Consider the following 15,797-nt stretch of genomic DNA (forward strand, 5'->3'; position numbering starts at 1 on the left):
TGGAGTAAACCAGGCGGTCGCTGGCTCGGCTTTTTGCCGGACTGGAGGAAAGTCCGAACACCACAGGGCAGGATGCTCCATAACGTGGAGTCACGGTGACGTGAAGGCAAGTGCAACAGAAAGCAAACCGCCTCGCCATTGGCGCGGTAAGGGTGAAACGGTGCGGTAAGAGCGCACCAGTTCTTCGGGTGACCGAGGAAGCTGGGTAAACCCCATCCGGTGCAAGACCAAATAGGGGAGTGCTTGAGGGCGGCCCGTCCAAGCTCCCGGGTAGGTTGCTAGAGGTGCCGGGCAATCGGCATCCCAGATGAATGATCGCCACCTTCGGTACGGGTAACCGGCCGAGGGGACAAAATTCGGCTTACGGCGTACTCCAACCGCTATTCCTGTCTACAATGAATATGCATAATTTCATGAATGGAGCCCTGCTGTGAACGGTTCGTATTGTGATATTTCTTTTGCCGAAAAGGTCCGCATTTTTTCTTCCGATTACCTGAAGTGTTGCGCCTACATTTCGAATCGCCAGACACCCGACCATGTTTTTACCAAAAAGCTATACTCCAAATTGATCAGTACCTCGCAGGTGCTCGAAGATTTCCTTGATTTCCACGGCGCGAAAAACAGTGAAGACTGGTACCTGTACCGTGAGTTATGCGCCAGTGTCAGGCATTTGAGTTTAGGCGCTTACTCGCAGAAGCATATTCTCAACCGTTTGGTTTTTTATGATATCCCCGATACGGATGACTTCCGGGAAGCGGGTGAAGAAACCAACCGGTCGCTCAACACCGTGCTTCGTAACCTGTCACCGGTCATTATCGATGAAGCGGCACGGCTGAATATTGCCATGCCGATGGATGCTTTCGGTCCTGAGGATTTCCCCGGCATCACTACCGGAGAAATGCTGAAATACGACATTGACGATGATGCCAAGGACGTCCAGAAACGTAACATCGTTAAGATCGCCAATGAATTTCTGAGCATAGCCAACACATTTGATCCCTTGGGGTTTTACGAACCCTATAAACATGAAGAGATGATCGCAATGGTGCCGGAAAAGGTGAACGAGGTGGAAATCCGGCGTTTTGAAATGCTGGTGCATAATCTTCAATCATCGTTCGACACCTACGTTATCCATGGCGGCTTTCGGTTTGGCGATCGCAAGTTGAAATCATTGAGGAGCTATTTTTCAGTTGTTTTTCACCTTCTGCAAATGATGGGACGTTTGCTCCATTTTTATGAGCGCCACCTGTATGAAGCCGGTTATAAAAATACCTATAAGCGCGTGCAAGATACGATGACATCTTTAGTCGACCCCATGATGCTGCTTGATCGAACTATCAATTACGGCCTGTATTATGCCTGCCACTACCTCAATTCAGGAAAAAAGATGGCCCGGGACATCCTCAATGAAAATATTGAGCGCAGCTCGATCATCGTGGGGATTCCGGTCAAGCTGGGATTTCACAGCCGGCCCAGCCTGCTGGTGGCCAAAATTGTGCAACATTTCGGCGGCCATGTGGAACTGGTTGTGGGTGAGGATCGATTTGACGCCAGCAGTGTGCTTGATATTCAATGGGCGGGAGGAAAAATTCAGAAGGAAGAGATCACCGAGGTCGTCTTTGAGGGAGACAGTCGTGCCCTGGCCGATATTCAGATCCTGGCCAGCGTCAACTATGGTGAAGACACCATGGGCAAAGGGGTGCCGCTTCCCAGCGAATTAAGTTATCTGAAATGATCTGCGCTGTGATTGTTGCCGGGGGTAGCGGCTCCCGGATGCAGGCGCCGGAAAAGAAACAATACCTGCATCTATCTGGACTGCCCCTGCTTTGCCATACACTGATGGCGTTTGACCGGTGCGCCGATTTTGACCAGATTTGCCTGGTGGTTCCCGGAGAAGACCTGGAAAAGTGTAAAACCGATGTTCTGGCGCCGTTGTCTCTGGCGCACGACATTCAGCTTGTGGCGGGTGGAAAACGTCGACAGGAATCGGTGTTGAATGGGTTGAACAGTTTGAAGGCGAAGAGCGGTATCGTCATGATCCATGATGGGGTGCGGCCGTTTGTCCGATCCTCGCTGATCGAGCGCTGTCTTAAGGGGGTACAGGCCACAGGTGCCTGTATCCCGGCCATCCCCGCCACCGATACTTTAAAGCAGGTCGATGCAAACGGCGTCATTGTCGGTACCGTAGAGAGGCAGACGATCCGTTTGGCTCAGACCCCTCAGACATTTTCCATTGAGTTGATCCGGCGCGCCCATCATGATGCGGCGCGCAACAATTTCGTTGCAACAGACGATGCATCCGTTGCCGAAAAATTCGGCGCGTCAGTGATCGTGGTCCCCGGTGACCCCGACAATATAAAAATTACCACCCCCCATGACCTGATCGTTGCCCAGGCCATTTTCAAGCGCTGGGGCATGATGCAGCAGGACAGTTTAGAATTCCATCTAACTTGAGGGGTGTGGTAAACCACCAAACATAATGCGTGCGAACAGGCCGGCAAGCTTTTGCGGATCATGGCGGATAATGTCGCCGGATGTTTCCAACAGATCTTCGGCAATTATTTTACACTGGTTATCGACCAACCCGATTTCCACAAATTCAGATTTTTGTTTGCGATAAAGCTTGAGTAAACGATTGTCAGGACGATGGTTGTTGACGATGGCTGAGGTGATTTTGCATCGCATAAAGCTTTCCAAGGTGGCAATAAAATCGCAGGCCTGGAAATGATTCGTCTCTCCATATTTGGTCATGATATTCACCACATGATACATGGGCGCGGATACTTCTCTGAGCTTTTCACAAAGCCCGGGAACCAACAGGTTGGGGATAATACTGGTAAACAGATCGCCCGGTCCAAGAATAATGATGTCAGCCTTGGCAATGGCTCTGAGCACCGGCGGAAAGACCGAAATCGTGTCACTGTGGTGAGGAACCAGGTAGACATCCCGGATGGTTTCACGTTGATGCCCCCGGGGCATGTCAATGGCACTTTCGCCGAAAATGCGGCTGCCGTCGGTCAACTCGGCCACCAGGGTGGCGCGGTCGATGGTGACCGGCAGAATTTGGCCTTTGACATCCAGTATCTCGGCCAGGGCCTGCACACCGGCTGGAAAGCTTCCCGTGTAACGCGAGAGCATGGTCAGCAGCATGTTGCCGGCGTTATGTCCCTTCAGACGCCGGTCTCTTTTAAATCGCTTCTGAAAGATCGACCGGGCGACGTCCTGGTGAGGAGACAGGGCCAGGATACACTTAAGAATGTCACCGGGAGGCAGTGTGCCCAGTTCATCGCGAAGCCGTCCGGTGCTGCCGCCGCTGTCCATCATGGATACCACCGCGCTGATACGGATACCGGTCAGCTGGCGCAGTCCGGACAGCAGGGCAAACTGGCCACTGCCACCGCCGATGGTCACGACATTCAGTGTATTTTTAAGGGCAGCGCATTTCTCGGTCACGAGGATCCTTTCCCGTGGTATTCCAATACCTGATTGTTGAATCCTGCAGCGTTCCGGATGCCTTTGGAAACGACCAGTTTCTTGCCGCATTGGGTTCCATCGGACAGCACTTGGGCATCGTGACTGGGGCCTTTTCGCGAAAACGAGCGTAAGTGGGGGTAACGCCGGGCCAGATAACGGGTCAACTTGTCGTCAACGCACATGGGCAGGCCGGTATCATTCACCTGCTGCGTGCTGATAGACGCCTGTTGTAACGTGCTTCTGAACCCCGCGATGACGCCGACAGCAAAATCGGTCTTTCGGTATCGGTTCAATTTTTTATCCTGGCAATAATCGGCCCAGGTATTGTCGATATAACGGTGGACGCTGGCATGGACATATTCGGCAATCTGAACATTTTGAACGGATCCGCTGATCTCCAGCACCCGTCCCATGCGGCCCTTTTCCAGCACCCAGGCCTGTGCCCACACCCCTTGAACAAAGTAAAAGTCCTGCAGCAGATGCGCCAGATGATACGCTTCACGGAAATGCCGCAGGCGAGGACGCCCTAAAAAGATGCTCGTGTAGCGTTGATCCTGGCCGTGACTGATCAGATCGATATTATGACGCCGAATCAAATCAAATGCCTTGCGCATGGCGGCGTGGGCCTCGTTGGGGTTACTGCTTTCAGCCAGGGCCATGAGCTTGCGAATTCGGATCACCATGCGATCATTATCATCCAATGGATCGCCCTGATTGAGCCGCTCATGAAGGGTCGGGTAGGTCCCCGAGGCTCGCGGGTTGGCGCTTAAAAAACGGCAAACCTGCTTGAAACTGCTGCCGTGACCGGTTTCTTTGGCGCCGGCCAGTCCCTCATGGGCCACCTGATGAGCCATTTCATGCAAAAGGACGTCCTTGACATCATCCCAGCCATGCTTCGAAACGAGTTCACTGCTTAAGATAATTTCACGTTTGGCAGGGTCCCAGCATCCCAACCGTTGAGGCATCGCGCGGATCGAAAAAAGCGGGCGCCTGATCGATTGCCGCAAGGGTGGGGGCAACAACCAGCACGCATTTTCCCATTCGGCGATCAAGCCGCGGATCACCTGATTTTCGAAAGCCGATTGTATCGCAGTGCTTTTCTTTATATTCGTCTGCAAAAAGCTAACGCTACCCTTTGATTCGGCATGGTCGCATGATTAAAATAATCAATGGAGCAGTTTTTTAGACAATAGCCGGTTGCTTGAAAATTGCATCGCCGGCCACCCTGGCCAATTACCAGCTGGACTTGAGTTCGGCAATGGTTTGCGCGTAATCGTCACTGCCAAAAATGGCGCTGCCGGCCACGAACACATCCACACCGGCCTGGGAAATCCGGGAGATGGTTCCCCCATTGACACCGCCATCGATCTGGATCAGGGTGGGTAATCCCCGTTCACGGATCATGGTTTTCAGTTGAGCGATCTTATCCAGTGACGAGGGGATAAACTGTTGTCCGCCAAATCCAGGGTTCACGCTCATGACAACAACAAAATCCAAGTCGGCAATGATCCACTGAAGGGTTTCCACTGGGGTTGCCGGGTTCAAGGCGACACCGGGCTTGGCCCCTTTTTCGCGGATCAGCTGAATCGTCCGGTGCAGGTGGGTGCAAGCTTCCTGGTGGACGGCAATGTAATCGGCACCGGCAGCCGCAAAGTCGGCGATATAGCGATCGGGCTGGGTGATCATCAAGTGGACGTCGATGGGTAGCTTGGTTGACCGGCGAACCGCTTCGACCACCAACGGGCCCATGGTAATATTCGGTACGAAGTGGCCATCCATGACGTCCACATGAATCCAGTCTGCGCCGGCTTTTTCCACAGCCTGGATTTCATCACCGAGTTTTGAAAAATCAGCCGACAGGATCGATGGTGCGATACATTTCATCCTTACTTACTCCTTCAAATTTTTAACGGCCGTCCATGATCTGAGAGTCTACCAATTGACCATCTACGTAAATGAGTACCGTGGGGTTACCACTTTTTGGAATTAAAAGCCAGATTTCTTGCCCAGGCCTTAAAAAATCGTCAAAAAGGTTGATGGAAAACAGCGCCTGATTCAACTTCACTTGTACCCGACGGTTTAAAAACCCGTTGTCCAGTGAAAAATGATACAGCCCCATCCCGTTGGCAGAAGGAGGGTTACCGATCGTTGGGCTGGTGGGCATTCGATTGACCTGCAAGTCTACAAGACTGCCCACCGTCACCCGATAGCCGGCCATCGGTGTCTGGGCAACAATGGTTTCCGGAGGCGCCTCATCATTGATGACGCTGCGAATATGTCCGGTGTTCAATTGTAGCTGCTCCAGACGACGGATCGCCATTTCCAGAGTGAAGCCTTTCAAGTCGGTCATGGCCGTGGAGAATGGATAGGATTCCTGGCTGACCAGCAGATCCACACATTTTTTTCTGCTTACCATGGAACTTGGAGGCGGAAAATGGGCGATGACCTGGCCAACGGGGTGCAAAGGGCTGTGCATGCGGGACACCACTCCCTGGCACAACCCGTTTTCAGTTAGCACAATTTTGCTTTGTTGAAAGGAGAGTCCTGCCAGGTTGGGCATCACCACGGACTCGGGCCCGCGGGAGACTTGGATTTTTACGTCCCTTCCACGTTTGATGGCACTGCCGGGTTCCGGGGATTGTTCAATCACATAATGCTGGGGCACCTGGTCATCATAGCGGGTGCCTTTCACGCGGGTGTTGAGGCCAAGGTCGGAGAGCATTTCAAGCCCAACCAGAACGTCCTTGCCGACCAGATTGGGGACGATCACCGTATCCTCGCTTTTAATCATCAGCGTCAGTGTCAGATACGTGCCGATGCCGGCCATGCCCATGAACAGGACGACCAACAGGATGCCCCGTAAAAACCGGATGGAAAAGGATTTGAGCGATACGTTCATGATTTAAAAATCGATCGACAGGCTCAAGGTGATGCCGGACGCCGTGGCGGCGATGGACAGCGGCGGCTGCTTATACCGGTAGAGGTCATTGCGAAACGCATCAACGCGGTTGCGATTGAATTTGTGTGCGCTTGAGACGGCGCCGTAAATATTTCCGCTGTAAAATCCGAATTCAATGAAACTGATCACGCCGCCGAGTGCGTAAAGCTCATTGTCAAAGGCCTCCCAGGCACTCAATATCAGGCCGGCATTGATTAAAAAGGCGGCCAGCGCATCCTGATAGCGGCCGCAATACATCTGCCCACCGCCGGGGATAATGGAAAGGAGCCCTGCGGTGAAGGGGTGTTTGGTCCGGATCTGATCATGGCGGGACACCGCCGCGTTTAATTGCGCCACCTGATAACGTGCCTGATGCGCCTGGGTGATCTGGCCAAACGATCGCTTGGCCGGCTCCCATTGTCCGGCATCCACATGCAGCCACCCCAGTTCGTAGCGGGCCCGGTCGATTATTTCCGGTTCCGTAGATGTGGCGATCAAATTGTGCAGATCCAGCATGGCCTGTTCGATCATGCCTTGGCGGGCATGGCTGCGGCTTAGCATAAAAAAAGCCTCGCTTTTGAGCCCCGCTGCCCTTTGATTGTCCGCAATGGCCATAAAAACCTGCACTGCATCCGGATATTGCGCGGCTTGGAAGTGAGCCATGCCAACCAGATAGTTGGCCCTGGACGTTCTGGGATCGTTTGGGAAGAAGTAGATGAAGCGGCCAAATTCATGGATGGCTTCATTAAATGCACCGCGGTCATAACAAGATCGGGCGTACCGGTATTGCTGGTCGGCATCAATGACCATGAACTGCTGCGCATCGGCCCAGGCGCTTTGGATAAAAAAGAAAAACACGCAGGGTATGAGCAGGGTATATTGGATTGGGAAAATTGGGCAAAAGCGCTTCATGGGATGTCACTGCCACCAGAAATCGTTGTTTCCAACCGGATCTTGACAGCGACGGCCATCACGCGTCATGACCATCGGACTGTGGTTTAATTCATCCCGACCGCAACGCATCAGCCGATCGCAGGCCATGATCCATCCCATTAGCGCCCCGTGACGATTGATGGCGGAAAGGGCATAACTCGAGCAGGACGGTGTCATGGGGCAACGCGGACCATCCGCAGCAGACAGATAACGGCGGAAAAAATGAATCGGCGATGCGGTGAATGTCGGATTCGCCTGTAGGTCATTGGTCACGGATGTGACCGGCTTGGCACAGGCACTGCCACCGGCCAGGATCAGCAGGATGATAATTACCAGTTTGGATCTCTTCATAGGCCATGGGTCAAGCCAAACGGATGCCTGGCGGATATCGGATGAATCTTCGATGACGGTTATTGCTGGGTGACACGCAAGACTTCTTCGATGGTGGTCTTTCCATCCAGTATTTTCAGAATCCCGCTTTGGCGCAGGGTTCTCATGTTGTTTTTAAGCGCGAGCTTCTTGATTTTCGTTGCATCATAGGTTTGCAAAACCAGGTTTTTCATGGCTTCGTCAAGATGCATGATCTCGAATATGGCCGCCCGTCCGCGGTATCCGGTGTTGAAACACTTCTCACAGCCTTGGGCCTGATAAAAGGTATGGGATTTAATTTGCTCATCGGTAAGACCGATACTGCTGGCGATGGCGCCGGGCTGGTAGGGCGTTTTGCAGTGATCGCAGAGTACTCTGACCAGGCGCTGGGCAAGCACGGCGATCACCGATGAGGAAATGAGAAACGGTTCCACACCGATATCGACCAGACGCGTGATGGTACTGGCGGAATCGTTGGTGTGCAGGGTGGAGAAAACCAGATGACCGGTCAGGGCCGATTGAACGGCGATGGAGGCGGTTTCCTGATCGCGAATTTCACCAATCAGAATGACATCCGGGTCCTGGCGAACGATTGAGCGCAACCCCACGGCAAAGGTGAGATCGATTTTGGCGTTGACCTGAATCTGGCTGATGCCCTTGAGCTGATATTCGACCGGATCTTCAATGGTGATAATATTGATGTCGGGTTTGTTGATTTCGGATAAAACCGAATACAACGTGGTAGTTTTACCGCTACCCGTGGGACCGGTCACCAGAATGATGCCGTTGGGCTGGGTCACCAGATGGTTGAGCAGCTCAAAATCATCCGCAGGCATGCCCAGCTCTTGCAAGTTCAGAATTTCACCGGATTTGTTAAGGAGACGCAGGACCACCCGTTCGCCAAAGGTGGTGGGCAGGGTGGAAACACGGACGTCGATGTCCTGGCTGCCGATTCTGACATCCAGGCGGCCGTCCTGGGGCAGCCGTTTTTCGGCAATATTGAGTTTGGCCATGACCTTGATGCGTGAAATCAGGGCCGCCTGAATCCATTTCGGCGGGGTCAACAGATCATATAGAATGCCGTCCACCCGATAGCGCACCTTGAAGCTGTCCTGGTAGGGTTCGATGTGGATATCGCTGGCCCGAGCCTTGACCGATTGAGAAATAATGTGGTTGACCAGCTTGATAATGGGGGCATCGCTGGTATCTTCCAGCAGGTCGGCCGTGTCCTCGATCTCGCTGATGATGGTACTGCCGTCATCTTCCATGTTCTGGACCAGTTGCTCGGCAGACCCCTGGCTCATGTCAAAAAGCAGGTTGATCGCGGCAAAAATGGCACCTTTTGTGGACAGCACCAGATTGTAGTCGGTAAAACCGATCAAACGAGCCAGGTCGTCCAGGGGCTGGAAAACCGCCGGATCATTAACGGCGATGATGTTGACCATCTCTTCCGGCAGCGTCGGCTGTCCGGCTGCCGGATTGTTTTTCAGCACCAGCGGGACCATGATGTGGCGCTTCAAAAATGCAATGGGGACATTGCGGGCCCGGTCCTCGCCGAAGCTTTCCAGCGGCAGTTCCGGCCAGAAGGGCAGCTCATAGAATTGACTGAGCGCATCCAAAAGCTGCGTTTCGTTAATGACCTTGCGTCGTAAAAGCACCTCCGATAAGATGTCGCCTTTTTCTTTCTGGAGCCTGACCGCATCGGCATAATCTTCATCGGAAACGCCGAATTTGTTTTTTAATATGTATTCCAGTGATTTGTTCATGGGATATTTCTTAAAATGAGGATGCCGCGGTATCCTTGTTTAATCAGTGCATCGCGAATTCTTCGGGCTGAATCCAGTTCCAACCCCTCGCCAATCTGAACCCGATACCAGATTTTTCCGTCCATATCCGTTTCAACGACTTTGGCTGCATGCCCCAGTCGGGTCAGCCGGTCCTTGGCATCCAGGGACGATTGTTCGTCGGTGAACGCATGCACCTGAATCATGTATGGACCGCTCGGCGCCATGGTTAATGATTCCGAACTGGCGCCTGCATCCTCTTCTTCAACGGACGTTGGGTCTGACGGGGGGGTAGGAACTGTGGCTTCGGGCAGATTGGATTCGATGGATGGGGGTTCGATACCGCCGGCGGCACCCCGATACAGCTTGATCTGGGCTTCACGCAGCTGATCGATCTGGGTCTTTTTGGACTCGAAGACATTGTTGGCTTCGTTGGGGTTCTGGATCACCCGGGGAGTGACGAAAAAGAACAGGTTGGTCTGGTCACTGCTTTTACCCATGGTCTTGAAAAGCCATCCCAGGCCGGGAATGTCCCCCAGGCAGGGAACCCGGTATTCGGTCTGATTAAACTCGTTGCCGATCAGCCCGCCCATGACCACCGTGGCACCGTCCTTGACCATGACCGTGGTTTCCACGGTCCGCTTGAGGGTCGTGGGCTGGGTGGCGCTGGATGAATCGGCCACGGTGGAGATCTCCAGGGAAAGGTTCAGCCGCACCATACGGTCCTTGTTGATCTGGGGCGTGATTTTAAGGGTCCGGCCCACATCCCGGTACTCAAAGGAGTTGTAGGTGTCGTTGTTGGAGGTGGAGGTGGCGGTCTGATAGGGAACGTTCTTGCCCACCATGATACTGGCCTCCTGGTTGTCGGTGGTCAAAAGCTGCGGGGTGGACAAGATGTTGACATCAGTGTCTTTCTTATAGGCCTGAATGACGGCGGCGATGCTGGGAAAGGTGATCCCGGCAATTTCGAGCGCCTCACCGAACACGCCCAGGCCAAAGCCGGAGGGCAGGTCCGGCATAAGCACCGTATCGCCGTCGGAGTTCACCGATTCTGAATAGGAAATGTTCGAATCATCGCCGGAATTAAACCCGCCACCGACCACGCCTTGATTTTCATTGCCCTCACTGTCCGTGCTGTTGAGTTCAATCGTGTCCCCGATCTGCCATTCGGTTCCCAATTTAAAGTTTTTATTCGTGTTGACCTCCATGATCAGGGCCTCGATATAGACCATTTTGCGGGGGATATCGACCTGGCGGATGATTTCCACCAGAGTGTCATAGTCGTCCCGATCGGCGGTGATAATCAAGCTGTTGGTGGCTTTGTCAGCGGTGATTTTTACGTCCTCGGAGATCACCGGGGCTTCCTTGGCCCCGCCTTTGCCGGTTTTATCCTGACCGTCGGAAGGGATATCCTTGAGAACGGTAACAATCTCCTCGGCAACGGCATAGTTCAGGTAGTAGACGTGGATTTTTTCCTTGCCCTTGGGGGTTTCCTGGTCAAGCACATCGATCAGACTGCGCATGCGGTTGGTGTCATCTTCACTGGCCACCATGATGATGCTGTTGGTGCGCTCGTCGGCCACAAAGGACGCGCTGCGATCCACAGATGCCGTCCGCGTTCTTCTTTTGCTATTGGATGACTGAGATGTTTTGAAAACAGTTTCCAAAAGGGTGACCAGGTTGGATGCATCGGCGTTGTGGACTGGAAACACCGTGACTTCCCGGCCCACGCCGGGGACGTCGATGGTTTTCAGAATTTTCATCAATCGCGCGATGTTGGAGTAATTGTCAGTGATGATCAACGTGTTGGTCGGCGCGTAGGAGAGGATGACGCTGCTTTTGGACACCATGGGCGTTAACAAGCGCTTGACTTCATCGGGATCGGCAAATCGCAGGGGAATCAGTTGGGTCACCACTTGGTCATTATCACTATCACCCTTGGATTTGAAACGTGTTTCAATATTTTTGGTCCGTGCATCCGGGGAGGGAATGATTTTGATCAGACGTCCGGTTTCCACCGTGGCGAACCCATGCACATCCAGGACCGATTCGAATACCTTATAGGCCTCATCAACGGAGATCTTGGAAGGAGAAATAATCGTGACTTTGCCCTTGACGCGCTGGTCAATAACAAAGTTTTTTCCGGTCAGCTCACTGATGAACTTGATGAAGACGCTGATGTCCACATTGTTAAAGTCTATGGAAACAAAACGCTGCGATCCGCCTGCCGCCTTTTGACCGCTTTTTGTTGTCTGGTTTTGGGCATAGCCGTTGGCGGCAATGAGAATACAGGTTAGTATTACGATCAGTGCGCCGATTACTCGCTTTTTAGAAGGGGAATTGTTTTTTTTGCTTTGCATGTCTTTTCCTAATTCGCGCCGACGGAGTAGGGAGCCCCCGTCGGTCGGCTATCTGATACGGTATTCGATGTTTTTATCCCTTCCCCGGCGTTTTAATTGCACAGAGAGCGAAGATGAAGATCTAAGATTGTCGACCAGCCGCAAGGCGTCGTCAACCGTTGAGATTTCAGTTCCATCCACGCCGGTGATCACATCGCCGTTCCTGAGGCCCATGCGACGAAAGATGGAATTGGGTTTTATCCTCGACAGGCTAAGCCCTGCTGGAACACCATCTTCCATATGGGGCTGGATTTTAACCTGGGTCATCAATGATCCGACGTCCGTCATTGCTTGATCGATATAGGACCGTCTAAGCGAGATGCGTTGGGCGCGCACAGCCCGGTTTGTGGGGGTACTCCGGCCAGAGGCCAGTGTTCCGGATCGGCCTGTTGATTTGCCGGCTTTCAGATCCTGCATCTGGAGGACCTCGTCCTTGCCGTCAACGGTCAACACTACCTTTTCCCTGAAGATCTCTTTGACCACCGCCGCCTGAATGGTGTCGCCGGTGCGGTACAGCTCTTGTTGGTGGGTCTTGACATCTTCAATGACCGCGTAGTCTCCATCCCTGGTTCCTGAGACCGTGCCCCATAATTTTAAATTTAACTTTGTTTCCTCTAAGGATTCAACATCCAATTTTTCGGCATTCGATTTGGCTTGAGTACTGGCGGCCGTGCGGGTTTCAAACAGATTTCGTTCCAACACCGCATTATAGGCGGAAAGCGGCTTTCGGGGGATATGCGCGTCGCTGACCGGGTACGCCGGTTTCTCGGTGGACACAGGGCCACCGCCCAACCTGTCAGTGACGCCTTCATAGAGGCCATCAACAGCAAAGTAGGCCATAATCATAATGCAAATCAGGTTGATGACAATAAAAATGGCTTTGGGTCTCATCGCCTATCTCATGGTCACATCCGGGCTGTCGATGGTTCCGAATACACGGAAATTGAGCCCCCGGGTGCCTAATGTTCGTGGGTTAACGATGCCCTGCGGAATCGTATCTTGCAGCCTGGCAAAAAGTTCAGGACGCGGTTTGATATTCCCATTCAGCCGCAATCGGCTGGAATCAAAAGGATCTTCTATCTCTATTCTGCCACTTATTTTACCTTCCATCAACGGGCCGTTGAAGGTGAAGGCCTTGATGCGAAGCGTCTGCCCGGCCAGCGAGAAGTCCGCTTCGGTCTGGTCCATGATCAATTCCGCAATGCCGAAAAAAGCCGGGTTCAGGGTGATCGTCAGGCCTGGGGCGGTCAGCAGCCCATTGGCCTGGCCGAAGGGCGCGCGGCCACCATCGTGGGTCAGCCGGCCGTTGAGTGGCCCGGCAAGTGTGAACCGGGTAATGGATTTCAGTGCCTCGATCTGTTCCAGGCGGATGGACGACAGGTCTGCTTCCGCATTGAGCCGGCGGGTGGGGCCGCTACCATTGATGAATACCCGGCCGTCAAGGGTGCCCTGGGCAATAGCAGCTTTACATTCAAATCGTTTTCGTTCCTGAAACAGCGTTGACAGCGCAGGGGATAATCGTGCGTGATCGACATGAACCAGCTTGTCTCCCTTGTGCCGGATATCGATATCAATAAAATTGGCCGCCAGCGGAAGGGCTGGCCGAATCGCATCCGCCGTGATCGACAGGGATGGATCAACACCGGCCAATCGATCGTTGACAAACGATTTGACCGCATTTTCAGGAAATAGAAGAAACAAAAAGAAAAAGACGGCCACCAAGGCGAATAGAATATAAATAGAAATGATCTTGAATAGGCCCATGAGAACCGCTAAATCTCCAAGGTTTCAACTTGAAATATGGTATTAATCAATCCCGCCTTCTGTTCACTTTTTGCAATCGACAGTCGCCTGATGACGATCATATCACGGGCGGTTTCAATGCCGTGAAGATAGGCCAGCAATTGGGACATGGTAATCTCCTGAAGTTTCATTTCGACCATGGAGAGTCGGTAGGGACTATCTTTTTGAGAGGTGGTGGTGGGCTTCATATAGGCGATATTGCTTTTCACCCCTGTCCGCCCGGCAAGGGTTTCCAAAAATGAAAAAAGTGTGAACCCTTGCCGCCGTGTTTTCAGCAGCTGTTGTGTTTGCTGGGCTTTGGACGATGTCTCCCGATAGGTCGTCTGCAGTTCTTTGATTTTCACCAACTGCTGTTCGCGGGTGGCAATCCGATCGGTTAGCTGCTCATTTTTGTCCAACACGGGAAACACCAGGAACTGGCAAAACAAAAAGATCACGATGGCGGCGATCGCTATGCCCACACTGATCTTTTCCCGCGTGTTGAGTTTAATGCTGCTAATTTTATTAATGTTAATCGCCATATTGCGCTAAATATCCAGTTTCAATTTAAACCGTACCCGGTTGCCCGACTTTTCGAGATCCGCCGAGCTGATGGTTACGCTTTTAAAGATGTCCGCACTTTCCAAACGTCCCTTGATATCGTCGACCGTGTTGAAGTTTTTTGTATTTCCTGAAAGCATCACATTGTCTTTGCCGACCACCATACGGTTGATCATGACATCGACTGATGCCGGAATTTTCTGGCTTAAGGCATCTAAAATGTCAACCACCCGCGCATTTGTGCCGGATAAACTCAGACCTGTACCGCCTTCTCCGGCTTCTTTGATTTTGACCTGCATCTGCTGCAAGGGATCGACAACACGGGTTACATCCGGAAACGTACTTTTGAATACCGTTTCAATCTGCTGATCCAGTTCAGTCAGACGGTGCTCTTTGGCGTTTAGGCGCATAAATTGACCGGTCAGTACCGTTGCAATGACCAATATGATCAACGCGGTGGAGACAATGATATTTTTCCGGTGTTCTCCCCAAAAGTGTTGAAATGTTGAGCGTTCGGTGGAAAAATTGATGCCACTGATGGTTTCGGTTTCCATCAAGGCCAAAGAAAGGGCCATGTCCATATGGCCGGCTTCCCATTCTGGCGTGTCGGTCTTTGCGGTCAGCCGAGGAAAGGTTCGAATCGCATCGATATTTTTGATCGACACCCCCATCAACCGGGACGTTTCATCACCCCGACCCAACAGATGGTATTGTGAACCCATGGAATAGACTGTGGATGGGTTGACCGAAATTCCCATATTTTCCTGGAGAAGGGTGAAGGTACGCTTGATCGCCATCTCCATGCTGCGCATGACCGGATAGCCACCGGCCCCCACCGGCAGCGTTCGCACCATGCGCACATGGCCTTCGCTCACCGCGTAAACCGTGTGATGCGTCTGACTGGTATCGATAAACAGATAGTCATTTTGAGGGCCGGCCATCCGGGTCATGATGCGCGTTGCGGCATAACCGCTAGGGGTGACGATGACCGGGTGAAGATTGACCGCTTCCAAAAGCGCCAAATACCGATCAAGCGTTTCTTTCTCAGCCACAAAAGCGAGAAGTTCCTGCCCGCCGTTTTGTTTCACGGCTTCAAAATCAAAGACCAGGGACTCTACCGACATGGGCAGGGTCGGTTCCAGTTCAAAAGGCAGCACCTGCCTGATTTTTTTTAAATCGGTAAAGGGTACGGAAAGGTTCCGAAAGGAGATAAAAGTCGTGGGAATACCGAGTACACAGGTGGCGCCGGTCGGTTTAAGGCTCTCCATCAGCGAATCGAGTACTTTGGACAGACCTTCATTCTCGTCACCGTCCGCTGGAATTGGGGCGTAAAACTGGTTTTCCAGCGTGCATCCCTTGAACCCACTATCCAACAGGACGGCAGCGATGGCCGTTTCGCTAATTTCTAAGCCGAGAACCTTGTGACTCATGGTTGATTTTCTATTTGTTGGTGAACGTTCAACAACGTTATTCAGTGGTGATCGTAGGTGTTGTGGTACCCGGCACCCAGCAATCGGCGCGTGACTAACGTTGAGCGATTGTCGAGATTGCTTAAGA

14 protein-coding genes and 1 other RNA gene are annotated in these 15,797 nt (G+C 52.5%); 3 read left to right on the forward strand and 12 right to left on the reverse strand.

The window, feature by feature from the left end; all coding sequences use genetic code 11:
* Position 1 precedes the first annotated feature (1 nt).
* From rnpB to ispD, 3 genes are all read left to right on the forward strand, one after another.
* An RNA gene (gene rnpB, locus Dvar_RS21070) (RNase P RNA component class A) lies at positions 2 to 379 on the forward strand.
* 51 nt (positions 380 to 430) lie between these two features.
* On the forward strand, positions 431 to 1,735 hold the full coding sequence (locus tag Dvar_RS21075) for an HPr family phosphocarrier protein (protein ID WP_419663922.1): 1,305 nt from the start codon (positions 431 to 433) through the stop codon (positions 1,733 to 1,735).
* Positions 1,732 to 2,454, forward strand: a complete 723-nt coding sequence (gene ispD / locus Dvar_RS21080) for a 2-C-methyl-D-erythritol 4-phosphate cytidylyltransferase (protein ID WP_419663923.1) — start codon at positions 1,732 to 1,734, stop codon at positions 2,452 to 2,454. Before Dvar_RS21075 ends, ispD begins: the two co-directional genes overlap by 4 nt.
* On the opposite strand, the gene Dvar_RS21085 is transcribed toward ispD, so the two are convergent.
* The 12 genes from Dvar_RS21085 to pilM all read right to left on the reverse strand — a co-directional run bounded on the left by Dvar_RS21085 (position 2,446) and on the right by pilM (position 15,670).
* The gene (locus tag Dvar_RS21085) at positions 2,446 to 3,453 is read right to left on the reverse strand and encodes a gluconeogenesis factor YvcK family protein (RefSeq protein WP_419663924.1); all 1,008 of its coding nucleotides are present in this window, start codon (positions 3,451 to 3,453) and stop codon (positions 2,446 to 2,448) included. The genes ispD and Dvar_RS21085 overlap by 9 nt on opposite strands.
* On the reverse strand, positions 3,450 to 4,526 hold the full coding sequence (locus tag Dvar_RS21090; RefSeq protein WP_419663925.1) for a SprT-like domain-containing protein: 1,077 nt from the start codon (positions 4,524 to 4,526) through the stop codon (positions 3,450 to 3,452). Before Dvar_RS21090 ends, Dvar_RS21085 begins: the two co-directional genes overlap by 4 nt.
* Before the next feature lie 181 nt (positions 4,527 to 4,707).
* Positions 4,708 to 5,358, reverse strand: coding sequence for a ribulose-phosphate 3-epimerase (rpe, locus tag Dvar_RS21095; RefSeq protein WP_419663926.1), 651 nt, complete (start codon positions 5,356 to 5,358; stop codon positions 4,708 to 4,710).
* Positions 5,359 to 5,380: 22 nt separating this feature from the next.
* On the reverse strand, positions 5,381 to 6,373 hold the full coding sequence (locus tag Dvar_RS21100; protein ID WP_419663927.1) for a PASTA domain-containing protein: 993 nt from the start codon (positions 6,371 to 6,373) through the stop codon (positions 5,381 to 5,383).
* A 3-nt stretch (positions 6,374 to 6,376) separates the two neighbouring features.
* Positions 6,377 to 7,324, reverse strand: coding sequence for a tetratricopeptide repeat protein (locus tag Dvar_RS21105; RefSeq protein ID WP_419663928.1), 948 nt, complete (start codon positions 7,322 to 7,324; stop codon positions 6,377 to 6,379).
* A gap of 6 nt (positions 7,325 to 7,330) precedes the next feature.
* Positions 7,331 to 7,696, reverse strand: a complete 366-nt coding sequence (gene yidD / locus Dvar_RS21110) for a membrane protein insertion efficiency factor YidD (RefSeq protein WP_419663929.1) — start codon at positions 7,694 to 7,696, stop codon at positions 7,331 to 7,333.
* A 59-nt stretch (positions 7,697 to 7,755) separates the two neighbouring features.
* Positions 7,756 to 9,480 (reverse strand): type II secretion system ATPase GspE, encoded by a 1,725-nt coding sequence (gspE, locus tag Dvar_RS21115; protein WP_419663930.1) that lies wholly within the window; start codon positions 9,478 to 9,480, stop codon positions 7,756 to 7,758.
* Positions 9,477 to 11,858, reverse strand: coding sequence for a type II secretion system secretin GspD (gene gspD / locus Dvar_RS21120; protein WP_419663931.1), 2,382 nt, complete (start codon positions 11,856 to 11,858; stop codon positions 9,477 to 9,479). Before gspD ends, gspE begins: the two co-directional genes overlap by 4 nt.
* 48 nt (positions 11,859 to 11,906) lie before the next feature.
* Positions 11,907 to 12,788, reverse strand: a complete 882-nt coding sequence (gene gspC / locus Dvar_RS21125; protein WP_419663932.1) for a type II secretion system protein GspC — start codon at positions 12,786 to 12,788, stop codon at positions 11,907 to 11,909.
* A gap of 3 nt (positions 12,789 to 12,791) precedes the next feature.
* Positions 12,792 to 13,661: a type II secretion system protein GspN gene (gene gspN, locus Dvar_RS21130; protein ID WP_419663933.1), complete on the reverse strand. Its 870-nt coding sequence runs from the start codon at positions 13,659 to 13,661 to the stop codon at positions 12,792 to 12,794.
* Between the two features lie 8 nt (positions 13,662 to 13,669).
* Positions 13,670 to 14,221: a hypothetical protein gene (locus tag Dvar_RS21135; RefSeq protein WP_419663934.1), complete on the reverse strand. Its 552-nt coding sequence runs from the start codon at positions 14,219 to 14,221 to the stop codon at positions 13,670 to 13,672.
* A 6-nt stretch (positions 14,222 to 14,227) separates the two neighbouring features.
* A complete protein-coding gene (gene pilM / locus Dvar_RS21140) occupies positions 14,228 to 15,670 on the reverse strand; it encodes a pilus assembly protein PilM (RefSeq protein ID WP_419663935.1) in 1,443 nt (480 codons plus the stop codon).
* Between the last annotated feature and the right edge of the window lie 127 nt (positions 15,671 to 15,797).

Origin of the sequence: Desulfosarcina variabilis str. Montpellier (assembly GCF_048565275.1) — a bacterium.
GTDB classification, from domain to species: domain Bacteria; phylum Desulfobacterota; class Desulfobacteria; order Desulfobacterales; family Desulfosarcinaceae; genus Desulfosarcina; species Desulfosarcina variabilis.